The organism is Nonomuraea sp. CX421, from assembly GCF_059358955.1.
The window spans coordinates 523,190-546,707 of record NZ_JCADBK010000001.1 but is presented as its reverse complement, the minus strand read 5'-3'; the positions used below and the strand labels follow the sequence as shown (position 1 = coordinate 546,707).

The 23,518-nt window shown below is 71.0% G+C and carries 21 protein-coding genes; 17 read left to right on the top strand and 4 right to left on the bottom strand.

Translation table 11 applies throughout. From position 1 onward, the window contains the following. The first annotated feature begins 3 nt into the window (after positions 1-3). The 9 genes from AC5L3X_RS02540 to AC5L3X_RS02500 all read left to right on the top strand — a co-directional run bounded on the left by AC5L3X_RS02540 (position 4) and on the right by AC5L3X_RS02500 (position 9,983). Positions 4-570 carry a DUF305 domain-containing protein gene (locus tag AC5L3X_RS02540; RefSeq protein WP_494854784.1) on the top strand — a complete coding sequence of 189 codons (567 nt, stop codon included), beginning with the start codon at positions 4-6 and terminating at the stop codon, positions 568-570. Between the two features lie 101 nt (positions 571-671). After that, positions 672-1,373 carry a FadR/GntR family transcriptional regulator gene (locus AC5L3X_RS02535; protein ID WP_494854782.1) on the top strand — a complete coding sequence of 234 codons (702 nt, stop codon included), beginning with the start codon at positions 672-674 and terminating at the stop codon, positions 1,371-1,373. A gap of 16 nt (positions 1,374-1,389) precedes the next feature. Further along, the gene (locus tag AC5L3X_RS02530; RefSeq protein ID WP_494854780.1) at positions 1,390-2,643 is read left to right on the top strand and encodes an ABC transporter substrate-binding protein; all 1,254 of its coding nucleotides are present in this window, start codon (positions 1,390-1,392) and stop codon (positions 2,641-2,643) included. Positions 2,644-2,656: 13 nt separating this feature from the next. After that, positions 2,657-3,502, top strand: coding sequence for a carbohydrate ABC transporter permease (locus AC5L3X_RS02525; protein WP_494854778.1), 846 nt, complete (start codon positions 2,657-2,659; stop codon positions 3,500-3,502). Then, the gene (locus AC5L3X_RS02520; protein ID WP_494854776.1) at positions 3,499-4,308 is read left to right on the top strand and encodes a carbohydrate ABC transporter permease; all 810 of its coding nucleotides are present in this window, start codon (positions 3,499-3,501) and stop codon (positions 4,306-4,308) included. Before AC5L3X_RS02525 ends, AC5L3X_RS02520 begins: the two co-directional genes overlap by 4 nt. A gap of 1 nt (position 4,309) precedes the next feature. Next, complete coding sequence (locus AC5L3X_RS02515; protein ID WP_494854774.1) at positions 4,310-7,312, top strand: glycoside hydrolase family 38 N-terminal domain-containing protein; 3,003 nt, start codon at positions 4,310-4,312, stop codon at positions 7,310-7,312. Next, a complete protein-coding gene (locus AC5L3X_RS02510) occupies positions 7,309-8,541 on the top strand; it encodes an enolase C-terminal domain-like protein (RefSeq protein ID WP_494854772.1) in 1,233 nt (410 codons plus the stop codon). Before AC5L3X_RS02515 ends, AC5L3X_RS02510 begins: the two co-directional genes overlap by 4 nt. 153 nt (positions 8,542-8,694) lie before the next feature. Further along, on the top strand, positions 8,695-9,114 hold the full coding sequence (locus AC5L3X_RS02505; protein WP_494854771.1) for a peptidase inhibitor family I36 protein: 420 nt from the start codon (positions 8,695-8,697) through the stop codon (positions 9,112-9,114). Next, on the top strand, positions 9,111-9,983 hold the full coding sequence (locus AC5L3X_RS02500; protein WP_494854769.1) for a hypothetical protein: 873 nt from the start codon (positions 9,111-9,113) through the stop codon (positions 9,981-9,983). The genes AC5L3X_RS02505 and AC5L3X_RS02500 overlap by 4 nt, the downstream gene beginning before the upstream one ends. A gap of 92 nt (positions 9,984-10,075) precedes the next feature. On the opposite strand, the gene AC5L3X_RS02495 is transcribed toward AC5L3X_RS02500, so the two are convergent. Genes AC5L3X_RS02495 through AC5L3X_RS02485 form a run of 3 tightly spaced genes read right to left on the bottom strand, consistent with a single transcriptional unit; the run spans position 10,076 to position 13,016 of the window. Next, positions 10,076-10,846: an SDR family NAD(P)-dependent oxidoreductase gene (locus AC5L3X_RS02495; protein WP_494854768.1), complete on the bottom strand. Its 771-nt coding sequence runs from the start codon at positions 10,844-10,846 to the stop codon at positions 10,076-10,078. Next, entirely contained in the window at positions 10,843-11,853 is a 1,011-nt protein-coding gene (locus AC5L3X_RS02490; protein ID WP_494854767.1) for a DUF4432 family protein, read from the bottom strand. Before AC5L3X_RS02490 ends, AC5L3X_RS02495 begins: the two co-directional genes overlap by 4 nt. Beyond that, complete coding sequence (locus AC5L3X_RS02485) at positions 11,850-13,016, bottom strand: DUF5005 domain-containing protein (protein ID WP_494854766.1); 1,167 nt, start codon at positions 13,014-13,016, stop codon at positions 11,850-11,852. The genes AC5L3X_RS02490 and AC5L3X_RS02485 overlap by 4 nt, the downstream gene beginning before the upstream one ends. Before the next feature lie 287 nt (positions 13,017-13,303). Here AC5L3X_RS02485 and AC5L3X_RS02480 point away from each other — a divergent pair, with 287 nt between their 5' ends. From AC5L3X_RS02480 to AC5L3X_RS02465, 4 genes are all read left to right on the top strand, one after another. Beyond that, positions 13,304-14,914: an ABC-F family ATP-binding cassette domain-containing protein gene (locus AC5L3X_RS02480; RefSeq protein WP_494854765.1), complete on the top strand. Its 1,611-nt coding sequence runs from the start codon at positions 13,304-13,306 to the stop codon at positions 14,912-14,914. A gap of 181 nt (positions 14,915-15,095) precedes the next feature. Then, on the top strand, positions 15,096-15,776 hold the full coding sequence (locus AC5L3X_RS02475) for a hypothetical protein (RefSeq protein WP_494854764.1): 681 nt from the start codon (positions 15,096-15,098) through the stop codon (positions 15,774-15,776). Between the two features lie 218 nt (positions 15,777-15,994). Beyond that, positions 15,995-17,461 carry an RNA polymerase sigma factor gene (locus AC5L3X_RS02470; RefSeq protein WP_494854763.1) on the top strand — a complete coding sequence of 489 codons (1,467 nt, stop codon included), beginning with the start codon at positions 15,995-15,997 and terminating at the stop codon, positions 17,459-17,461. 95 nt (positions 17,462-17,556) lie between these two features. Next, positions 17,557-18,678, top strand: coding sequence for a C40 family peptidase (locus AC5L3X_RS02465; RefSeq protein WP_494854762.1), 1,122 nt, complete (start codon positions 17,557-17,559; stop codon positions 18,676-18,678). Here AC5L3X_RS02465 and AC5L3X_RS02460 read toward each other — a convergent pair whose 3' ends face one another. After that, a complete protein-coding gene (locus AC5L3X_RS02460) occupies positions 18,679-19,173 on the bottom strand; it encodes an inorganic diphosphatase (RefSeq protein ID WP_189122210.1) in 495 nt (164 codons plus the stop codon). Positions 19,174-19,281: 108 nt separating this feature from the next. On the opposite strand from AC5L3X_RS02460, the gene dacB reads away from it, so the two are divergent. Genes dacB through hpt form a run of 4 tightly spaced genes read left to right on the top strand, consistent with a single transcriptional unit; the run spans position 19,282 to position 23,400 of the window. Next, entirely contained in the window at positions 19,282-20,673 is a 1,392-nt protein-coding gene (dacB, locus tag AC5L3X_RS02455; RefSeq protein WP_494854956.1) for a D-alanyl-D-alanine carboxypeptidase/D-alanyl-D-alanine endopeptidase, read from the top strand. Positions 20,674-20,719: 46 nt separating this feature from the next. Continuing rightward, complete coding sequence (locus tag AC5L3X_RS02450) at positions 20,720-21,796, top strand: zinc-dependent metalloprotease (protein WP_189122561.1); 1,077 nt, start codon at positions 20,720-20,722, stop codon at positions 21,794-21,796. Positions 21,797-21,833: 37 nt separating this feature from the next. After that, positions 21,834-22,835: a tRNA lysidine(34) synthetase TilS gene (tilS, locus tag AC5L3X_RS02445; protein WP_494854760.1), complete on the top strand. Its 1,002-nt coding sequence runs from the start codon at positions 21,834-21,836 to the stop codon at positions 22,833-22,835. 10 nt (positions 22,836-22,845) lie between these two features. Then, positions 22,846-23,400: a hypoxanthine phosphoribosyltransferase gene (gene hpt, locus AC5L3X_RS02440; protein WP_225262021.1), complete on the top strand. Its 555-nt coding sequence runs from the start codon at positions 22,846-22,848 to the stop codon at positions 23,398-23,400. Positions 23,401-23,518 lie beyond the last annotated feature (118 nt).

The window sequence follows — 23,518 nt, the reverse complement described above, 5'->3', positions numbered from 1 at the left end:
CCGGTGCGCGAGAGCTCGATCCGGGAACGCGGCGGAGTGGCGCACTGGCTCGTCGTCCTGGGGTTGCTGCTGGTGGCCGCCTGCGGGGTGGCCGAGCCTGCGAGTGATCCGGTCGACGCCGACGACGTGATGTTCGTGCAGATGATGGTGCAGCATCACCGGCAGGGCATCGAGCTCGCCAGACTGGGCGCGGCCAGGGCGCGGACGCCGGAGCTGAAGACGCTGGCCGCCGCCGTCGAGACGACGCAGCAGGCCGAGGTCGAGATGATGCTGCGCTGGCTGCACGCCTGGGACCAGCCGCTGACGGCCGCGTCGGGGTCGCACGACGATCACGGCGGCCTGCCGGAGACCGACCGTCAGCGGATCGCGGCGCTGCGGAGCTCGCGTGGTTCGAAGAGGTTCGAGCGCGACTTCCTCCACCTGATGATCGCGCACCAGGGCGTCGCCGCGCGGATGGCCGGCGAGCACCTCACGGCCGGGGTCAATCCGGAGGTCAGGCGGTGGGCGGGGCAGGTGGAGGCGTCGCGTACGGAGCAGGTGCGGCTGATGCGGGCCATGCTCCCGGCGTGACTTCGCGAGCGAACGGGACGAGCGGGCCGTCATCCGCCTGATGACGAGAAAAATACTCTCGTCATAGACGGCTGTGACGAAAAGTGATTAGATCACTTGATATGTCCGAGGTAACACGGCCGACACTTTCCGACGCGCTGACCGAACGCATGCTGGAGCTCATCCGCACCGGCGGGCATCGGCCGGGCGACAGGTTGCCCTCGACCAGGGTGCTGTCGGAGCGGTTCGCCGTCACCACCCCGACATTGCGTGAGGCACTGCGCAGACTTGAGGCCACGGGGGCCATCGAGATGCGCCACGGCTCCGGCATCTATGTCGGCGCCGACATCGAGCGCCTCGTGCTGCCCAACCCCAACATGCGCGAGATGCACGCCGCCCAGCTGCTGGAGCTGCTCGGCGCGCGCATCGTCATCGAGCCGCCGCTGGCCGCGATGGCCGCCGAGCGGGCGAGTGGCGCCGAGCTCGCGGCGCTGGAACAGGTGCTCGACGCCGCCGCCAGGCATCTCGACGGCAAGGACGCCGAGCTCCACGACACGAACATGACCTTCCACCGGGCGACCGCGCGGCTGGCCGGCAACAGCGTGCTGCACGAGGTCGTCGACTCGCTGCTCACCGTCCACGGACCCGAGCAGAGGGAGATCCTGCAGATCTTCGACGACCGCCGCCGCGACCACGACGAGCACCTGTCGATCCTGGAGGCCATCGTGGCGCGCGACGCCGCGGCGGCCGAGGAGCGGATGCGGGCTCATCTGGTGGACGTCAAGACGGTCATCGAGCAGAGGTTGCACCACCCCCCCAAGTGAAGCAAGGAGGCCGGGAATGATCCGGTCACGCATGGCCGTGCTCGGCGTGGCGGCCGTTGTCCTCGCCGCCTGTGGCGGCAACGGCGCCGAGGCGCCCGCGAAGAAGAAGACCGAGCTGACGCTCTACAACGACAAGGGCGCGTGGAGCAAGTTCTTCGACGAGATGGGCGTCCTGTCGAAGGAGAAGATCGGCTTGGGCATGAAGCCGACGGGCTACACCGACTCGGCCCAGTACCAGGCCTTCATCAAGGCGTCGTTCCGTACGAACGTCAAGCCTGACCTGTTCACCTGGCAGACCGGGGGGATGCTGGAGGAGATCGTCAAGCAGAAGCAGGTGGCCGACACGACGGCCGTCTGGCAGCAGGCGATCAAGGCGGGCGACCTGTCGCAGGACCTGGCGCCCTACTACACGATCGACGGCAAGCAGTACTGCGTGCCGATGAACGTCGCCTACTGGGGGATGTTCTACAACAAGAAGATCTTCGACCAGCACGACCTGCGGCCGCCCACGACGTGGGACGAGCTGATCACGGTCGCGGAGACGCTGAAGAAGAACGACGTCAAGGCGTTCTACCACACCAGCGTGCTGTTCTCCTTCGTCTGGTTCGAGCAGCTCATGGCCGGGATGGACCCCGACCTGTACGACCGGCTGTCCACGGGCGAGGCGAAGTACACCGATCCGGGCGTGGTCCAGGTGATGGAGAAGTGGAAGGAACTCATCGACGCCGGATATTTCATTAATCCTGGCGACAAGACCGACCCGGGCGACGTGCTGAAGAACGGCAAGGCCGCCATGGTCTCCTTCGGCACCTGGTTCAACACCAGCATGACCCAGCGCGACATGAAGGCCGGCGCCGACTACGGCTTCTTCACGATCCCCAACGTCAACGCCTCGCTGCCCAAGACGTCGATGATCTTCGAGAGCGGCCCGCTCTGCTCGCTGGCCAAGGCCGACGACCCCGAGGCAAGCCTGAAGTACCTCACCTGGTGGACCACCGCCGAGGCCCAGGAGAAGTGGGCCACGACCCGCGGCGACGTGAGCGCCAACCCCAAGGTGGAGATCAAGGACGAGGCGCTCGGCCAGGTCACCAAGGACGCGGGCAGCGGAAAGTATCGCCTGGTCAACCGCTACTTCGAGGCCACGCCGCCGCCCATCCTGACGGCCGCGCTCGACGGGTTCGGCAAGTTCGTGACCGAGCCCGGCAGCTACAGGGAGGTTCTGGAGACCATCCAGAAGGAGGCGGACGAGTACTGGAGCACGCACCAGTGAGCCTCGTGAAGCCATGAGCACGCGCATCCCCATGCTCGGCCGCTTCCGGCTCGGGTACGTGGCCCCCGCGGCCTTACTGGTCGCGGGGCTGCTCTACACGCCTTTCCTGTGGACCGCGTACCTGAGCCTCACCCGCTACGACGGCCTGGCGCCGCCCGAGTGGACCGGCCCGCACAACTTCGTCAAGCTGCTCGACGACCCGGCGCTGCTGACCTCGATCCGCAACACGCTGCTCTGGGTGATCGGCACCATGGTGCTGCCGGTGGGCCTCGGTCTGCTGGTGGCGGTGCTGTCCTACGACCTCAAGGGCGGCGCCTGGTATCGGGTGCCGTTCATGCTGCCGTACGCGCTGAGCGGGGCCGGGCTCGGGCTGGTGTGGAGCCCGATCCTGTCGCACGACGGCATCGCCAACCAGCTGCTCGGCGTCGACACGGCCTTCTTACAGGACGCGCCGCAGAACACCCTCGCCATGCTGCTGGTGTGGACGTGGCAGCAGCTCGGCGTCAACACGCTGCTGTTCGTGGTCGGGCTGCAGTCGATCCCCAAGGAGCCGATCGAGGCCGCGCGGATCGACGGCGCCTCGGGCTGGCGACTGTTCCGGTACGTGATCTGGCCGCTGATGAGGCCGCTGACCGCCGTCGTGGTGGGCCTGGCGCTGGTGGCGAGCCTGAAGACGTTCGACATCGTCTGGGTAATGACGCAAGGGGGGCCGGGGCGCAACTCCGAGACGCTCGCCGTGACGATGTACAAGGAGACGTTCGTGGCCAGCGACTACGGCTACGGCTCCGCGGTGGCCGTGCTGCTCACCGTGGTGACCGGGCTGGCGTCCTACCTCTATCTCAGGAGGCAGGTGCGATGATCCGCCGTGCCGTGCTGATCGTGCTCGGCCTCGTCTGGCTGGGCCCGACCTATCTGCTGCTGGTCAACGCCTCGCGGCCGGCCGCGTCCTACGACCCCTCGTCGGCGTGGCTGCCGTCGGGCGACTTCGAGCTGCTCGCCAACTTCGGCAGGGCGCTGGCGAGCGCCGACCTGGGCCAGAGCCTGGCCAGCACCGCCCTCTACAGCGTCGTGTCGCCTCTGCTCGGCGTCGTCATCGGGGCCCTGGCCGGCTACACGATCGTGGTGCTGCGGCTGCGCCACGGGTTCTGGTGGTTCCTGCTGATCTTCGGCGGCACCGTCTTCCCGTCGCAGATGCTACTCGTGCCGCTCTTCGTCGGTTACAGCGACGCCGGTCTGTACGACACCAGGCTCGGCATGATCCTCATCTACACGGCGATCAACGTGCCGCTGGCCGCGTTCGTGCTGCGCAACTTCTACTCCGGCGTCGCGTTCTCGATCTTCGAGGCGGCCCGGATGGACGGCGCGTCCACCTGGCGCGTCTTCTGGCGCATCTACCTGCCGATCTCGACCAGCGCGCTGGCCGCCGTGTTCATCCTCGAGTTCACCTTCATCTGGAACGACCTCATCTTCGGCCTGACCCTGAGCACGACCGCGGACGTCCGGCCGGTGATGACCGCGCTCGCCGGGCTGATGACCGACGTCTACGCCGGCACCCCGGTGCCCGTCGGGCTGGCCGCCGGGCTCGTCTGCTCGCTGCCGACGGTCCTGCTGTTCCTCGCCACCCAGCGCCTCTTCGCCCGAGGCCTGTCCCTAGGGAGTGTCTGAATTGACCAGCCGGTTGCTCCAGCGGAGTCTCGGCTCCCCCGACTACGACGGGATCCGGCAGGCGCTGCGCGACGGCACCTCCACGCCCGTCATCAGCGTGCGCGGGCTGGAGGTGCGGGTCGCGGTGCTGCCGCTGTTCACCCACGACGGCCGCCAGGCGGTCCGGGTGTCGAGCACCCAGCCACTGACCCACGTGCTGGTCGGCGTCGACAGCGCCACCGGCACCGACGTGACGCTGCTGGTGCCCGAGGTGAACACCCCCCGCGTGCTCACCCTGGAGTCGCGCGACGACGCCGGGCTCGTCGGGTCCGCGCAGGTCACGATCAGCCCGCAGCGCAAGTGGAGCGTGTTCGTCGTCCACCACTCCCACCTCGACATCGGCTACACCGACCCGCAGGGCACGGTGCTGCGCCACCACCTCGACTACCTCGACGCCGCGCTCCGGCTGGCCGAGGAGACCGCCTCCTGGCCCGACGACGCGAAGTTCCGCTGGACCGTCGAGTCGTCCATGCCCGCGCTGAAGTGGCTCGCCGCCCGGCCCGCCGAGCAGGTCGACGCGTTCGCCGCGCTGGCCCGCGAAGGCGTCATCGAGGTCACCGCGCTGCCGTTCCAGCTGCACACCGAGGCCTGCTCGACCGAGGAGCTCTACCGCCAGCTCCGCTTCACCTCCCAGCTCCAGCGCAGGTACGGCTTCGCCACCCGGTCGGCCATGCACACCGACGTGCCCGGCGCGGTCGTCGGCCTGGTCGACGCGCTGGGCGCCGCCGGGGTGCGCTACCTGGCCGCGGCCCACAACTGGGCCGGGCGGTCCGTGCCCTACCTGCACGGCGGCGACAAGCTGGCCCGGCCGTTCCGGTGGCGGGCGCCGAGCGGCAACGAGGTGCTGGTCTGGTTCACCGACACGCCGCACGGCATGGCATACATGGAGGGCAACACGGTCGGGCTGACCGACTCCTACGAGCTGGCCGATGACCTGCTGCCGCGTTACCTGTCGGCGCTGGCCTCGCGCGGTTACCCGTACGGGCCGGGGACGTTCGGCTGGCAGGGGCCCGACGCGCCGCGCGAGCCGTACGAGCTGGACGTGCTGCACCTGCGGGTGCAGGGGGCGCACGCCGACAACGCCGGCCCGTCGATCGTGCCCGCGTCGATCGCCCGCAGGTGGAACGAGCAGTGGGCCTTCCCTCGGCTGCGCTCGGCCGTCAACAGCGACTTCTTCGAGCACGTCGAGGAGCGCTATCTCGATCGGCTGGCCGTGCACGAGGGCGACTGGACCGACTGGTGGGCCGACGGGCTCGGCTCGGGCGCGCGCCCGCTCGGCTACGTGCGGCGGGCGCAGTCGGCGCTGCGGGTCGCCGAGACGCTGCACACGCTGGCCGGCGCCGACGCCACCGAGCTGATCGACGAGGCGTACGACAAGGTGGCGCTGTTCAACGAGCACACCTGGGGCGCCGCGAACCCGTGGGAGGACGCCGAGGAGGCGGGCGACTCGGGCGGGCTGCAGTGGACGCGCAAGTCGTCGGGCGCCTACGACGCCCAGGACGACGCGGCCGACCTGCTGCACGCGGCCACCCGCCGGTTCGCCGCCGCGCTCTCGGGCGAGAGTCCGGGCCCGCTGGCTTCGTTCGCGGTGTTCAATCCCGGCACGCGAGCCAGGACCGACGTGGTCAGGGCGTTTCTGCCGCGCGACGTGGTGCCGGTCGACGTGCCGATCGCGCTGGTCGACGCGCGCACCGGGGAGCGGGTCGCGCACCACGAGGAGTACGTCGACCCGGTGGACTGGCCGACCAGGCCGATCGGGCGGCACCTGCGGGCGGTCGTGCCGGACATTCCGGGCTACGGCTATGCCCGGATCGACGTCGTCCCGGGCGAGAGCCAGGCTCCCGAGCCGGTCGAGCTCGACCTCGGCGGGGTGATCGAGAACGAGTTCTACCGGGTCGCCTACGACGTCCGCGAAGGCTACATCAGCTCGATCTTCGACAAGACCGCGGGCCGCGAGCTGGTCAACGGCGACGCGGCGGCCGGGTTCGGCCAGTACGTCTACGACCGCTACGCCACCGCCCCGCACTTCAACCACCTGTCGGGGCATGTCGGGGCGCACGACCGGACCCTGCTCGGCGACCGGGCCATCGGCCGCAACGCGACGATCGTCAAGGCGCAGCGCACCGCCGTGGGGGAGAAGCTCGTCGTCGAGCTGCAGGGCAAGGGCGTCGACTGGCTGCGCACCACGGTCGAGCTGCACTACGGCGTCGCCCGGCTCGACCTGACCTACCAGCTCGCCAAGCAGGGCACCCCGGCCAAGGAGGCGGTCTTCCTCGCCTTCCCGTTCGCCTCCGGGCCGGCGACCGCGTGGGAGCTGACCGGCGGCGTCGGCGGCCCCGACGTGCCCCAGGTGCCGGGGTCGGCCGCGTACATGCTGCCGATCAGGCACTGGATCGCCTTCGACGACCCCGAGCTGACCATCGCCTGGGCCACGCTGGAGGCGCCGCTGGTGCAGCTCGGCACCATCCACATGCCGTACGCGCCGTTCCCGCCGACCCTGGACCGGGAGGACGGCACGGTCTATTCGTGGGCGCTCAACAACATCTGGGACACGAACTTCCCGGCGCAGCAGCAGGGCGAGACGACGTTCCGTTACGCGGTCATGTCGGCGGCGGGCGTCGAGGGCAGGCGCCTCGGCGCGCTGGCGGCCTCCGGGCTGACCGAGCCGTTCGTCGGCGCGCTGCTGGAGGGCCCGGCCGAGGCCGCCGCCCGCGCCTACGTCTCCGTCGACCATCCCGACGTGCTGGTCACCTCGATCGGCCGGGCGGGCGCGGAGCGGGTGGTCCGACTGCAGTCACTGGCCGCCGAGCCGGTCGAGGTCACCGTCGGTCTGCCCGGCCTGCTCCGCGCGCGGGTGAGCGCCGGGCTGGCGCACGAGCTGGAGCCCGCCGAGGTCACCGGCGAATCGGTCAACGTACGGCTGCCCGCCTGCGGGGTGGCCGCCGTCTGGGGGACATGCGAGTGAAGATCGTTGACATCCGGGCCACGACGGTCACCGTCCCGCTGGAGGCGCCGCTGCGGCACAGCAACGGCGCCCACTGGGGGCGGTTCGTCCGGACCATCGTGGAGGTCGAGGCCGACAACGGGCTGATCGGCCTGGGTGAGATGGGCGGGGGCGGGGAGAGCGCCGAGGCGGCGTTCCGCGCGCTCCTGCCGTACCTGAAGGGGCACGATCCGTTCCAGCTGGAGGCCCTGCGGTTCAAGATCGCTAACCCGACCGCCTCGCTCTACAACAACCGCACCCAGCTGCTCGCGGCCATCGAGTTCGGCTGCCTCGACCTGGTCGGGCAGCAGCTCGGGGTGTCCGTCGCCGAGCTGCTGGGCGGCCGGATCCGCGACGAGGTGCCGTTCGCCTCCTATCTGTTCTTCCGCTACGCGGCCGAGGGCCACGCCGAGATCCGCACCCCCGAGCAGCTGGTCGAGCACGCGCGGTCGCTGCGGGCGGCGCACGGGTTCGGCGTGCACAAGCTGAAGGGCGGCGTGTTCCCGCCCGGCCACGAGCTGGAGTGCTACCGGGCGCTGGCCGACGAGTTTCCCGAGGACCGGCTCAGGTACGACCCCAACGCCGTGCTGTCGCTGGCCGAGGCGCTGAGGTTCGGCAAGGCCATCGAGGGGCTCAACAACGACTACCTGGAGGATCCCGTCTGGGGGCTCGAAGGGCTCAGGAGCGTGCGCGAGCAGGTCCGGGTGCCGCTGGCGACCAACACCGTCGTCGTCAACTTCGAGCAGCTCGCCTCCAACGTGCTGCGCCGCGCCGCGGACGTGGTGCTGCTCGACACCACGTTCTGGGGCGGCGTCCGGCCGTGCCTGAAGGCGGCCGGGGTGTGTGAGACGTTCCAGCTCGGGGTGGCCGTGCACTCGTCGGGCGAGCTGGGCATCCAGCTGGCGACCATGCTGCACCTCGGCGCGGTGCTGCCAAACCTCACGTACGCGGCCGATGCCCACTACCACCAGCTCCGTGACGACGTGATCGAGGGGGGCAAACTGCCCTACTCCGGCGGCGCGATCGCGGTGCCGACCGGGCCGGGGCTGGGGGTGCGGCTGGATCGCGAGCGGGTCGCTCGCTACGCCGAGCTCTACCGCGAGCTGGGCGGCTATCCGTACGACCGCGATCCCGGGCGGCCGGGCTGGTACGCCCAGGTGCCGAACGAACGCTTCGCAGACCCCACTGTTTCCGGAAATATCACTCTCTGACTGGTAGGTACCCCTGGGCCCGGCCACGCCGGTCGAGCGGATGGGCGGCGAGCGCGCGGAACCCTTACCTGACCTGGCATGTCATAACGAGGCGCGTTCTCGTCGGCACGCTAGGTTACCGGTCGAAAGGCTCCGCCGATCAAGGAGACAGCCATGAAGCCGATCATCCGGGCCGCCGCCGTCGTGGGCGCGGCCGTGTCGCTCGCCCTGGTCCTCCCCGCCGCCGCCTTCGCCGGCCCCAGGGGCACCTGCTCCTCCGGCCGGGTGTGCCTGTACAAGGCGCCCGACTTCAACAACGGCTTCAGCGACCTGTGGGCCGACTTCGGCGGAGACGACACAGACCTGCGCAACAACCGGTGGCGCTTCGGCGACCACGCCATCGCCTTCTGGTCGCGGGTGGACAACGAGACCAGCTCGCTCAAGAACGACAGCGCCTGCCGCGTCACCCTGTGGCAGGACCGCTTCTTCACCGGCGCGCACAGCACGTTCGAGCCCGGCGCTGCGGACGGCTACCTGCCGAACAACGCCGTCGGCGACAACAGCGCCAGCTCCATCGACATCTCTTGCGAATGAGGTCCGGTGCCGGGGCCCGGCCGGCGGGGAGGGGGCGGCGGCTCGCGCCGGTCCTGGTCGTCCTGGCCGGGCTGCCGTCCTGCTCCGCCGCTCCCGTCCCGAAGGCGGCCGAGCCCGTGGTCCGGGTCACCGGCATGACCGACCTGGTGCTGCCGTTCGACGCCTACAAGCCGACGGCCGGGCAGCGCGCCGTGCTCGCCGACGCCCACGCCGGCCTGCTCGCCCAGTGCATGCGCCGCCACGGGTTCACCGTGTCACCGCCCCCGGCCGATGCGTTCAAGATCGCGCGGACCGATCCCGGCAACAGCCGTCGCTACGGGGTCGCCGACCCCGAGCATGCCCGGCGCTACGGCTACCACCTCGCCCCGTCCGACCCGGCCGGTCCGGCGTGGCACGACAAGCTGTCCCGGGCCGCCCGCCACCGCCTCTACGGCTCGTCCGGACGTCCGGGCTGCATGAGCGAGGCCTCGGCGATGATCGCAGGGGGAGCGCCCAAGGCCGACTGGCGCTGGCTGGCGCTGCAGGACTCACGCAGCCTCGATGAGGCGGCCGCCCAGCCCGCCGTCACCGAGGCCGTCGAGCGCTGGAAGGCGTGCATGGAGCGCGCCGGCCTGCGCTACCCGACGCCGGAGGCGGCCATCGCCGACCGCCGCTGGAACCTGGAGCGGGCCGCGATCACGGCCACGGAGAAACGCATCGCGTCGGCGGACACCGCCTGCAAGTGGTCGTCCGGCCTGGTGGCGGCCTGGTTCGCCGCCGACGCCGCACTCCAGCGGGCCGTCATCGCCGCCGAGCCCGACCGGTTCGCCATGCTGCGCGCCAATCTCCGGCACCGCCTCTCACGCGCCTCCGCCGTGACCGACCGCTGAGGTCGGCGTCGGCCGTTGAGGTCCGGCGCCGGATGTCGACCGGTCGTCGACTGCTGGCTTCGGCGCGGACCGGCCGCTGGGCCCCGCGTCGCTCACTCGGGCAGCGCCGCCGGGTTGCGCGCCAGCAGCCCGCCGTCCACCCGGTGCTCCGTGCCGGTGATGAACGACGAGCGGGGCCCCGCGAGGAACGCCACCAGCTCCGCCACCTCCTCCGGCCTGGCCACCCGGCCCAGCGGATGAGCGCGGCCCCACTGCGCCACCTGCTCGTCCTGCGACAGATCGCCCCGCCACAGGTCGGCCGCCCAGCGCAGCATCGGTGTGTCCACCGAGCCCGGGCAGACCACGTTCACCCGGATCCCGTCGGGCGCGTGGTCGAGCGCCATCGCCCTGGTCAGCCCGTTGAGCGCGGCCTTGCTCGCGGTGTAGGCCGCCACCCGCGTCTGCGAGGAGAACGCCTGCACCGACGACATCAGCACGATCGACCCGCCGCCGCGCGCCCTCAGCTGGGGGATGGCCGCCTGGCAGGTGAGGTAGACGCCCTTGAGGTTGATGTCGAGGACCTCGTCCCAGACGTCCTCGGGGGTGTCGACGACCGTGCCGTAGCGCTGCACGCCCGCGCACGTCACGACGACGTCCAGCCCGCCGTAGCGGGTCACGGCCAGGTCGACCAGGTCGCGCATGTCGCCGGCCCGCCGGACGTCCGCGACCACACCGGTCACCTGCTCGCCGTCGAACTCCGCGTCCTTGTCGGCGCCGCAGAACACCACCGACGCCCCGCCGTCGGCCAGCCGGTCGACCACCGCCCGCCCGATGCCCATCGAACCGCCCGTGACCAGCGCCACCTTCCCGCCGAACTCGCTCATGCCAGAACCTCCGCCCGCAACCTCGACACCTTGCTCTCATAGGGGGCCAGGGTGAGCGCCGTGCCGTTGGCCACGGCCGTGGCCAGCCCGTCGGTCGGCATGCTGGAGAACGGCTCCAGCCCCAATGTGTACGCCAGCCCCCACCAGGGATAGCCGGTCGTCGCGCCGAACTCCTGCCACATCCACAGATGGGGCAGCAGCGCCGCGTCCCACTCCACCCGCAGGCCGACGCCGGCCGAGATCTCGTACCAGCCCTCGGTGAACCCGGTCAGGTAGACGATGTCGCTCGGCGCCCCCGGCGCCCCGACCACGCTCAGGTCGATCTCGCCGCCACCCTCGGCGGGCACCACCGGCCACGTCCACGGCCCGCCGGCCCGGACCAGCCGCCCGGCCGGGCTGATCGCGCTCTCGTGCGGCACCACGATGACGCCGGCCGGCAGCCGGATCCGGGCGCCCGGCCGCAGGAACGGCCGGCCGTACACGATGTGCTGGCCCCACATCGCGTGCACCTCGACGCCCGACTCGTTGGTGGCCCGCCCCTCGATCTCCAGCGCGGCGGTGCCGGACCGCACCCGCAACGTCCTCTCCACCAGGTACGGCAGCCGCCTGGTCCGCACGCTGAGCCGGACCGCGACCTCCTGCTCGGAGTCGGCCACGACCTCGGCCTCCCACGGCAGCCCCGCGACCTCGCCGTGCTGGGCCAGCCGCGCGCCCCGGTATTCGCTCGGGGCGCCGCCGTTGGGGAAGACCTCCTGCCAGCCGCCCTCGTAGTGGTCGACGAACTGGGCGACGTCGTCGGACGCGCCCTGGAGATGGCCGGCCGGGTCACGCAGGCCCTGCGGGGAGAGCCAGACGAAGTCGGTGTCGCTGGGCTTGTACAGGAACTCCACCACGTCGCCGCCCTTGCCCGGCACGACGGTCACGCGGAGCTGCTCGTTCTCGAGCACGACCGCCCGCAGCCCGTCGATCACGACGCGCCGCAGGCGGGCGCCCCAGTTGCGTCTCACTCGAAGGTCACGTCGATGAACCGGGGCCGGTAGATCGACACGTCGCGGTAGTGGTCGGTGTTGACGAAGCTGTTGACGTTGTAGGACACGACCAGGCCATGACCCGCCGCGTGGGGATGCGCGTGGGCGTTGTACGTGAAGATGTTCCCGCCCGTCTCAGGGGTGGTGTAGACGTGCTGCTTGCCGGTGAACGGCCCGAACGGCGAGCAGGAGGAGTAGGCCACGATGTCGGGGCTGAGCACCTCGGTCGTGTCATGGGTGATCAGCACGTATCCGTCGCCGACGCGGCTCACGCTGTATTCGTTGGCCACGCCGCTCATCACGCGGGCGGAGTCGGCCTCGTTCGGCGACCAGGTGCCGTCGGCCCTGAGAAACTCCCACCGGCCGAGCAGGCTCTGCCCCTTGACCCGGGCGATGTGCATGTACTTCGGCGACCCGTGGTCCTCCACTCCGTAGACGTAGGTGTGACCGCCGGTCTTGAGGATCCCGGAGGCCCAGGCCACGCCGTGCCCCGAGGGCAGGTCGTGCACGCTGATCGGCTGGTTGAGGCGCCCCGGCGCGAACCTGGCGACCACGTTCCGGTGCCAGCGCCAGTCCCAGGCGCCGGCGCCGAAGCGCTCGTACTCCTGGTAGGTCACCTCGACGATGCCCCCGGCCAGGGTGGCGTCGCCGGCCCAGTACCAGTGGTTCTGGTCGCGCGGCGGCATCACCGCGGTCGGCCGATCGGCGGTGCCGTCGTGGATGGTCGACAGCCGGCCGTCGCGCTCGACGGCGAAGGAGTTGTTCAGGAAGACGGTGGTGCCGCCCTCCTCGACCACCGGCGGCCGGGAGCCGTCGGCGTTGACCTGGCCGAGGAACGTGTCGGAGAACACCCACAGCTCACGTCCGTTCGGCAGCCGGAGCGAGTAGGTGCCGTCGGCGCCGGTCCAGTCGTCCAGGCGGCTGTTGTCGTCGCCGTAGGTGGTGAACAGGCTGGTCAGCCTGGGGTCGATGGTCGCGCCGCGCACCGTGGGGGCGCACGAGGACGCCTCCGTGGCCTGCTGGGCGACGGCCACGGAGGGCACCGGCTTGGGCGGGGCGGCGAACGCCTGCTGCGGCACCGAGGTCAGGCCGAGCAGCGTCGCGGCGGCTAACGGGATGAGGGCTGACCGGAATCGCGTCATCACACGTCCGTCCTTGGGGGGAGGATGGCTGCCTACAGTTCTAGTCATTAGATCACTTACTGTCCAGCCCTCCTGTGAGCCCTCCCGGGTAACCGTTCGGATGGCTCTGAAGTGTGAACAGCTTGTTCCACGGCGTCGGCGTTCCACGGCGTCGGCGAGATCCGGTCGATGTCCACCTCGCGGCCGAGGGCGCGCCCGCTCGACGTGGTGCCGCACCAGCGGAAATGAGGTGCCCGTCGGCGAAAGCGGCGAGTACGCTGCGCGAGGACCTTTGGAGAGGAATCGTCGTGGGACACGTCGAAGTAGGACACCTGACCTACGTGCTGCCTGACGGGCGGCCGTTGCTCAACGACGTGTCGTTCCGGGTCGGTGAGGGGGTCAAGGCCGCGCTGGTCGGGCCCAACGGCGCGGGCAAGACGACGCTGATGCGGCTCATCGCGGGAGACCTGCAGCCGGTCGAGGGGAGTGTGGCCAGCTCCGGCGGGCTCGGCGTGATGCGTCAGTTCATCGGCAGCGTGCGCGATGGCAGCACGGTGCACGACCTGCTGCTCGGGGTCGCCCCTCCGTCCGTGCGGCAGGCGGCCGAGCGGCTGGAGCAGGCCGAGCTGGTGATGATGGAGCGCGACGACGAGAAGGCGCAGCTGCGCTACGCGCAGGCGATCACCGACTACACCGACGCCGGTGGCTACGACATCGAGGTGCTCTGGGACACGTGCACGGTGGCCGCCCTCGGCGTGCCGTACGACAACGTGAAATATCGGGAAGTGTCCACGTTGTCGGGCGGTGAGCAGAAGAGGCTGGTCCTGGAGGCGCTGCTGCGCGGCCCCGACCAGACGCTGCTGCTCGACGAGCCCGACAACTACCTCGACGTGCCGGGCAAGGAGTGGCTGGAGCGGCAGCTCCGCGAGACGCCCAAGACCGTCCTGCTGGTCAGCCACGACCGTCAGCTCCTCGCCAACGCCGCCGACCGCATCGTCACCGTCGAGTCGGGCAACATCTGGATCCACGGCGACGGCTTCGCCACCTACGCCGAGGCCCGCCGGGCCCGCAACGAGCGCCTCGACGAGCTGCGCAGGCGGTGGGACGAGGAGCACGCCAAGATCAAGGCCCTGGTCAACATGCTCAAGAACAAGGCCCGCTACAACGACGGCATGGCCGCCCCCTACCACGCGGCCCAGACGCGGCTGCGCAGGTTCGAGGAGGCGGGCCCGCCCGAGGTGGCCCCCAGCGACCAGAACATCAGCATGCGCCTCAAGGGCGGACGCACCGGCAAGCGCGCGGTCATCTGCGAGCAGCTGGAGCTCACCGGTCTCATGCGGCCGTTCGACCTGGAGATCTGGTACGGCGAGCGGGTCGCGGTGCTCGGCTCCAACGGCTCGGGCAAGTCCCACTTCCTGCGGCTGCTCGCGGGTGAGCCGGTCGGCCACTCCGGCGTGGCCAGGCTGGGCGCCCGCGTGGTGGCCGGCCACTTCGCGCAGACGCACGCCCGGCCCGACCTGCTGCGCCGCACGCCGGTCGAGATCGTGATGTCCGAGCACGCCAAGGACAAGAGCCAGGCCATGAAGGCGCTGGCCCGTTACGAGCTGGCGGGGCTGATCGCCGACCAGCGGTTCGACACCCTCTCCGGCGGACAGCAGGCGCGGCTGCAGATCCTGCTGCTGGAGCTGTCGGGCGCCACGCTGCTGCTGCTCGACGAGCCGACCGACAACCTCGACCTGGCCAGCGCCGAGGCGCTCCAGATGGGGCTCGACGCCTTCGACGGCACGGTGGTGGCGGTCACCCACGACCGCTGGTTCGCCGCCGACTTCGACCGTTTCCTGGTGTTCGGCTCCGACGGCACGGTCTACGAGGCGCCACAACCGGTCTGGGACGAGGCCAGGGTCGTCCGTCCGCGTTAAAGAGTTGGTACGGCTGGCGCGTGTCCTCTGCCAGCCGCACCCATGGAGGGGCTATCACGGCAAAGTGATCCCGCGTAGCCGAACCGTCAGCCTCCTCGCACTCGGGGCGATTTGTCTCGCCGCGTGCTCGACGGAGAAACCGCCAGAGCCCCAGCTCAAGCCGCTCACGCTCAAGGAGCAGGTGTCGAACGTCGTCAAATCACCTGACGGCTACACCGTGAACTGGGCCGGAGTCCTCGCCAACGCCAACCCATGGCACTTCGGCGAGCATGTCGTGGCCACGGTCGTCGGGCGTGACGCCGCCGGCGCCGAGGTCGTCAAGATGGAGCAACCGCTGGACGCGGTGCCGCCGGGCGGCTCGCTGGCCTTCACCGGCCAGACGTCCGCCACGAAGAAACCGGTCAAGGTGACGATCGGCTACCGCCCCGCCCAGTGGCGGCCCGCGGCCCGCATCGTCTCGGCGTTCAAGCAGTTTCCCGTCACGCGGGTGCAGACCCTGCCGCAGAAGAACGGGTCGTACCTCATTACCGGATACATCGCGAACCCGTACCAACTGCCCGCGAGCACGCTGGTGGTGAGCGCGCTGCTGCGTGACAAGGCGGGCAAGTTGCTCGGGGGAGGCAGCACGTTCGCCGACGACGTGAAGGCGGGCCGCCCACCGCGCTTCATCCTGACCATCGAGGGGCTGCCCAAGGGGGTCGAGGTGGCCAGGACCGAGGTGACGGCCCGCACCTGGGGCTCGACCGCGCGGCCGTACGAGGATCTCGCGCTGGGCGGCGCGGTCCCGTTGCACACGATCAAGCCCACGACCCCGCCGTTCGCCGTGGACCGTGGCAGCCAGATCGTGACCGGCAAGCAGTGAGAGCCGCGCCTGTTCCCGGGCGCGGCTCGCCCTATTTCCCGCTATCTCCTCCTATGGTAAATCTCAATCGAATAAGGCAATAAATCGGGCAGGCAGTGAAATTCCGCACCGCGCGGTAGGTGAAAGAGTTGTTTTTTATCGGCCGTCCCGATAGTGATCGCAGCTATTCATGGTGAAAGGGTAGAACTACTAGTTACCAATCCATTACCTTCGGTCACATGAATGACCGCGTCCTGGTCGAGGCACTCCGCGCCGACGACCCGGGTGCCCTCGCGGCGCTCTACGATGCGCACGCCGAGGGCATCTACAGATACTGCTGGTCCCTTCTCCGCAACTCCGACGGCGCCCAGGTGGCACTCCGCGACACGTTGATCGCGGCTGAGGCGCACGCCGATTCCCTGGCCGATCCCAACCGTCTCCGGCCGTGGCTCTACGCGCTGGCCCGGAGCGAATGCCTGCGCCGCCGCCGGGCCGCGGGCCCCGGCGAAAGCCCGCCCGGCGGTGCCCAGGCGCCGCCCGTCGAGCCCGCCGACGCCGACCTGCGGGTCATGGCGTGGAACGCGACCCAGAGCCTGGGTCCGGCCCACCGCGAGGTGCTGGAGCTGTCGGCCAGGCACGAGATGCCGACCGCCGACCTCGCGGCGATCCTCGGGGTGGCGCCGCGCCAGGTCGAGGATCGCCGGCATGAGGCCCGCGAGCGGCTCCGTGACGCGATCACCGCCGAGATTCTGGCCCGCAAGAGCCCCTACGAGTGCCCGGCCCGGGCGGGCATCCTGGCCGGGTTCGCCGGCGAGCTGACCCCGGAGCTGCGCGACCGGTTGGTCCGCCACGTGCCGCTGTGCGTCGCCTGCTCGCCCCACCGCGCCCGTCAGGTGTCCGAGGCGAAGGTCTTCGAGCTGCTGCCGGTGGTCACGCTGCCCGAGTCGCTCAGGGTCAGGGTGATGAGCTGCTTCGCCGACCCCGGCCTGGTGCCCTACCGGCGCTACGTGGCCAGGCGGTCCGGAGCGCTGGACGGCGCCGGATTTCCCGTCCCCGGTGGCAGGCCGGCTCGACGGTGGCCTCAGGCGGTGGCGGGCGCGATGGCGGCGGTCGCGACCGTGGTGGCGATAGCGATGCTCCTCAACGACTTCGGCAGGCAGGAGCGTGCCGGGTCCGGCATCGGCGCGGTCGCGTTGCCGGTGATCGGCGACTCGCCCGGCATCAGGCTCCCGTGGCTGGCCGCCCCCCAGGACTCCCCGGTCAACGTTCAGCCCATCCTCGACATGCGCGACACCGTCCCGGTGGGGGCGACGGGCTCGGCCTCGCCGAACGGCCCGGTCGTCACGCCCGGCGCGCGTCTGACGACGGCCCCTCCGGGCGCCTCGCCCCGCGCCACCCCTCCGACCCACCCGACCCATCGGCCCGACGGCACGCCGAAGCCGCAACCCACCGGCCACCCGGTCATCTCGGCCGACCCGACCGGCCCGACCGGCCCGACCGGTCCCAAGGAGCCGCCGCGCCGGCAGCCCCGTGACCACCAGAGCCACCCGCCCACGCCCTGCCCCGCCACCCCGAAACCCGGGCCGTTCCGCCCACGTCCGGACAGACCGCGACATCCCCACACGCCGACCGCGACGCCGACCGCCAACCCGGCTCCGACCGTCACGCCGCCCGAAACCCCCGTGCCCACGGCGACTCCGACCTGAGGCCCGGACCAGCTCTGATTACGTTGCGTAAGTGACGGGTGTGCGAAGAGTGACTGGTGGGAACGGTGTGCATAGACCACATCCGAGGGGGATCTATGCACACCGTCAGGGCTGGACTTGTCGCCTGCCTGGCCCTCCTGCTGTGCACACCGGCCCACGCCGACCCCCGGCCGTCGCCGCACGACCTCGCCGAGGCGCGGCACGCCGTACGCGATAGGAAGAAGGACCTGGGCGTGGCGAGCGCGGCGCTCGCCACGGCCGAGGCCCGGCTCCATGACCTGGCCGCCGGAGCGGAGCGTCTGGTCGAGGCCTACAACGGCGAGCTCGTCCGGCTCCGGCAGGCCCGCGAGACACTCGACCTGGCGCGGGCCAGGCTGAGCGCGGCCGAGGCCGAGGTGGCGCTGGCGCGCGACGCGGTGGCCCTGATGGCGGCGCAGAGCTACGGCGGGTTCAACGTGAGCAGCTCGGCCATCCTCCTGATCAGCGACACCGGCGACCAGGACGGTTACCTGCACCGGGCCAGCACCCTCGAACAACTCAGCGGCGAACGCGCCTACATCCTCGGCCGCCTGCGCGACGCGCAGGAGGTCTCGGCCATCCTGCGCGCCCAGGCGGCCGACGCCTACACCGAGCACGAGGCCGCCACCGAGCGCGCCGAACAGGCGCAGGCCGCCGCCGTGCGGGCCGTGACCGAGCAGCGGGCCGAGACCAAGGACCTGCGGGCCGAGCGCGCGCACCTGCGGCGGCGGGTCGAGGCGGCACGCGGCCGGGCCGACCGGCTGGCCAGGCAGCGACTGGCGGCGCTGCGGCAGGTCGGCTACAGCGCCGCGCTGCGCGGGACGGGCTCGCTGATGGGCGACGTGGCGGCCAACTGGGCGTTGACCCAGCTCGGCAAGCCGTACGTGTGGGCCGCCGACGGGCCGTCGAGCTATGACTGCTCCGGCCTGACCATGCGGGCCTGGGAGCAGGCCGGGGTGCGGATCGACCACTGGACGGGCACCCAGTGGACGTCCGGCCCGCACATCCCGCTCGACCAGCTACGCCGCGGCGACCTGCTGTTCTTCGGCTACGTCTCCAGCGACCCCGGCACGATCCACCACGTGGGCATGTACGTCGGCGACGGGATGATGGTGCACGCTCCGCAGACCGGCGACGTGGTGCGAATCGCCTCGATGTGGCGCCCCGACCTCGTGGGCGCCACCAGGCCCCAGGGGTGATCAGTGGGCGTGATCGGTGTCCTTGGCCCGCTGGAACGAACGCTGGATCTCGACCTCGGCCTCCATGCGGCCCACCCAGTTGGCGCCCTCGACGGACTTGCCGGGCTCCAGGTCCTTGTAGACCTCGAAGAAGTGCTGGATCTCCAGCCGGTCGAACTCCGCGACGTGGTGGATGTCGCGGATGTGCTCCATCCGGGGGTCGGTGGAGGGGACGCAGAGGACCTTGTCGTCGCCGCCCTTCTCGTCGGTCATCCGGAACATGCCGACCGCCCGGCAGGTGATGTAGCAGCCGGGGAACGTCGGCTCCTGGAGTAGCACCAGCGCGTCGAGCGGGTCGCCGTCCTCACCGAGGGTGTTCTCGATGAAGCCGTAGTCGGCGGGGTACTGCGTGGAGGTGAACAGGAGCCGGTCGAGCCTGATCTTGCCGGTCTCATGGTCCACTTCGTACTTGTTCCGTTGCCCCTTGGGAATCTCAACGACAACGTCGAACTCCACCGCGGTTCCTCCGCTCGAGCCCCCGGGTACCCCCGGTTGGGCGTTAATGTCTCGTAGGCGAACACCAGAGAGAGGTCAGGCGACGTGGCGCGGCACGAGCGGTGGGTGATGTTGACCACACTCGTCCTGCTGCAGGTCGTCACCATCGTCACCGGCGTCCATGTGCTGCGCGACGATCTCAACCTGAGCACGTTGACGAGCGGGCCTGCACCGACCACGCCGACAGCGTCTCCCGAGGAGACTCCTCCCGTCCCCGTGGTCACCGCGGGCCCTGTGCTGGCCCAGCTGCCGGCGAGGGCCGGAGACGGACCTCTCCCGACCAAGGGTACTTTGACGCGACAGCTCACCGACGCGCTGGGTGACAAGGCGCTCGGTGACAGGGTCGGCGCGGTCGTCATCGACGCGGCCACCGGCGAGCGCGTCTTCGCCGCCGATCCCGAGACCGGCATTGTCCCGGCCTCGACCACGAAGGTCGTCACCTGCGCCGCGGCGCTCGCCGCGCTCGGCCCCGACGCCCGCCTGTCCACGCGGGTGGTGGACGGCGCGTCGGCCGGCTCGATCGTGCTGGTGGGCGGCGGCGACACCACGCTGGCCGGCCCGTCGGCCAAGCCCGGCGCCTACCCCAGGCAGCCCACGCTCGCCACGCTCGCCGCCCGCACCGCCAAGGCCCTCAAGGCGCGGGGCACCACCAAGGTCACGCTCTCGTACGACGCCTCCCTCTACACCGGCCCTACGCGCGCCCCCGGCTGGAAGCCCAACTACGTGCCCGACGGCGAGGTCACCCCGGTGCACGCCCTGACCATCGACGCGGGCCGGCAGTACCCCGGGCACTCCCGGCCGCGGGTGTCCGACCCGCCGCGCTTCGCCGCCGCGGCCTTCGCGGGGCTGCTGCGCAGGCATGGCATCGGCGTCGCGGGCACGATGCGCCCGGCCAGGGCCGCGCCCGGGGCCGCCGAGCTGGGCAGGGTCGAGTCCGCCCCGGTCTACGCCCTCGTCGAGCGCGCGCTGACCTACAGCGACAACGATCTGGCCGAATCCCTGGCCAGGCAGGTGGCCGTCAAGGAGGGAAAGCCCGCCTCCTTCGCGGGCGCGAGCGACGCCGTCCACGCAGTCCTCCAGCGCCGCGGCGTCGCCAAGGGCATTGAGGTCCACGACGGCAGCGGCCTGTCCACGCGCAACCGCATCAGCGCCGACGCGCTGGCCCGGCTGATCGCGCTCGCCGCCGGCCAGCCCGACCTGCGCGCGCTCGCCTCCGGCATGCCGATCGCCGGGTTCTCCGGCACGCTCGGCAACGGCCGGCGCTTCACCGGCGGCGACAGCAAGGGCCAGGTGGGCCTCGTCCGGGCCAAGACGGGCACCCTCAACAACGTCAACACGCTCGCGGGGCTGGCCACGACCAAGGACGGCCGGCTCGTCACCTTCGCCTTCATGGCCGACCAGGTCCCGTCCAACGCCGAACCCGTCCTCGACCGCCTCGCCGCCATCGTGGCGAGGTCATAAGGGGGCTTCTTCGCGGTACGAGCATGGAGCACGTACGGTGGACGGTATGCAGGTGATCGACTGGGATCTGGCCGTCACGACCGGCACGCGCCTGGTGCGCCCCGGTCCTCAGGTGAGCCGAGAGGAGGCCAGGCAGGCCGTCACCGAGCTCCGCACCCTGTCCCGAGAGGCCGAGGGACACGTCCGCGAGTTCACCAAAATCCACACCGAGACCGCCCCGCAGCCGGCGACGATCGTCGACCGCCCCGGCTGGATCAAGGCCAACGTCGAAGGGTTCCGCGTCGTCCTGGAGCCGCTGACCCAACGCATGACGAGCACCGCCACCCCGCCTCCGGCCATCGTCGCCGCCGTGGGCTCCCGCATCACCGGCGTCGAGGTGGGCGCCGTGCTGGCCTTCCTCGCCTCGCGGGTGCTGGGGCAGTACGAGCTGTTCCTGCCGCCCGACCCGACGGGCCGTGAGCCGGCCGGCCGCCTCACGCTGGTCGCGCCCAACATCGTGCACGCCGAGCGCGAGATGAACGTCAACCCGCAGGACTTCCGCCTCTGGGTGTGCCTGCACGAGGAGACCCACCGGGTGCAGTTCACCGGGGTGCCCTGGCTGCGCGAGTACATCCGGTCGCAGATGACCGAGTTCCTGCTGGCCTCCGACCTCGACCTGCCCACCGTGCTCGAACGACTGCGCAGCGCCGCCGACACGGTGGCCGACGTGGTGCGCGGCGGCGAGGGCAACCTCATCGACGCCATCCAGTCGCCCGGCCAGAAGGAGATCCTCGACCGGCTGACGGCCGTGATGACCCTGGTGGAGGGCCACGGCGACTTCGTCATGGACGCCGTGGGGCCCTCGGTCGTGCCCTCGGTCGCGATCATCCGGTCCAAGTTCGCGCAGCGCCGCGAGGGTGGTTCCCGGCTCGACCGCACGATGCGCCGCCTGCTGGGCATCGAGCTGAAGATGAAGCAGTACGCCGAGGGTTCCGCCTTCGTGCGCACCGTGGTCGACAGGGTGGGCATCGACGGGTTCAACAAGGTGTGGACCTCCCCGGAGACGCTGCCGACGACCCCGGAGATCTCCGACCCCGCCGCCTGGATCCGCCGCGTCGTCGACGCCCCGGCGCTGCCCGCCTGACCCTCACCGAGATCGCCGGTCCACGATCTCGGCGACAATGGAGCCTGTGGGTCCGCAACCAGCCGTAGCCGACGTCCGCCGGGTCGTCCGCGAGTCGCTGGCCGACGTCCCCGAGGGCCGGCTGGTGCTGGCCGCCTGCAGTGGCGGCGCCGACTCCCTCGCGCTGGCGGCGGCGCTCGGTTTCGTCGCCCGGCGGGCCGGGCTCAGGGCGGGCCTGCTGACCGTCGACCACGGGCTCCAGCCCGGCTCGGCCGAGCGGGCGGCCCGAGTGGCCGCGATGGCCGACCGGCTCGACCTGGAGCTCGCCGAGGTCCTCACCGTCCAGGTCGGCACCGCCGGCGGGCCCGAGGCGGCCGCCCGCGACGCCCGATACGAGGCGCTGGCCGGCGCGGCCGACCGGCTCCAGGCGGCGACCGTGCTGCTCGGCCACACGAGAGACGATCAGGCCGAGACCGTGCTGCTCGGCCTCGCCAGGGGCAGCGGCCTCAGGTCGATCTCGGGGATGGCCGCCAGAAGCGGCCGTTATCGCAGGCCGTTCCTGGAGCTCTCGCGGGCCACCACCGTCGCCGCCTGCCGCGCGCTCGGCCTCACGCCGTGGGACGACCCGCACAACGAGGACCCCCGCTACACCCGGGTGCGGGTGCGTGCCAGAATCCTGCCGGTGCTGGAGGCGGAGCTCGGTCCCGGGGTGGCCGAGGCGCTCGCCCGCACCGCCGCGATGGCGCGGGAGGACGCCGACGCCCTCGACGGGTGGGCCGCGAAGGCGTACGACGATTGCGCTCTTAGCGATATCGGCGGGTGCGTGACGCTCGCCGTGGAGGGGCTCGGCGGGCTGCCGGCCGCGGTGCGCCGGAGGGTGCTGCGGCGGGCGGCGCTCGCGGCGGGGGCGCCCTCCGGAGCGCTGTCGGCGACGCACGTGCTCGCCGTGGACCGGCTGATCACGCACTGGCGCGGGCAGAAAGCCGTCGACCTGCCCGGCGGTCTGTCGGCCGTTCGACGGTATGGGACCCTGATACTCGCCACCCGTCCCATCCCGTAAGGAACCACACGTGGACGCTGCCGACATGGGCAAGGACCTGGAGAAGGTCCTCATTTCAGAGGACGACCTCCAGGCCAAGATCAAGGAGCTGGCCGGGCGCATCGACGCTGACTACGCGGGCCAGGACGTGTTGCTCGTGGGGGTGCTCAAAGGCGCCGTCATGGTGATGGCCGACCTGGCCAGAGCGTTGCACGTGCCCGTGCAGATGGACTGGATGGCGGTCTCGTCCTATGGGGCGGGCACCAAGTCGTCGGGTGTCGTGCGGGTGCTGAAAGACCTCGACACCGACATCATGAACCGTCATGTGCTGATCGTCGAGGACATCATCGACTCCGGATTGACCCTCCACTGGCTGCTCGAGAACCTCAAGTCGCGCAACCCCGCGTCCCTTGAGATCTGCGCCGCGCTTCGCAAGCCCGACGCCCTGAAGGTGCCGATCGACGTCAAGTACGTCGGCTTCGACATCCCCAGTGAGTTCGTCATCGGATACGGCCTCGACTACGCCGAGCGCTACCGTAACTTGCCTTTCATCGGGACCCTCGCGCCCCATGTGTACAAGTCCTGATACCGCCGGCCGCCGGGAACACCGGGCACCCTGACGTACGTTGGTAGGGCAAGACCGGTCCAGCGGGCGGTGCCGCCGCACGCTGTGCAGGTGTACCTTCTGACTCCGGAAGGGTGAC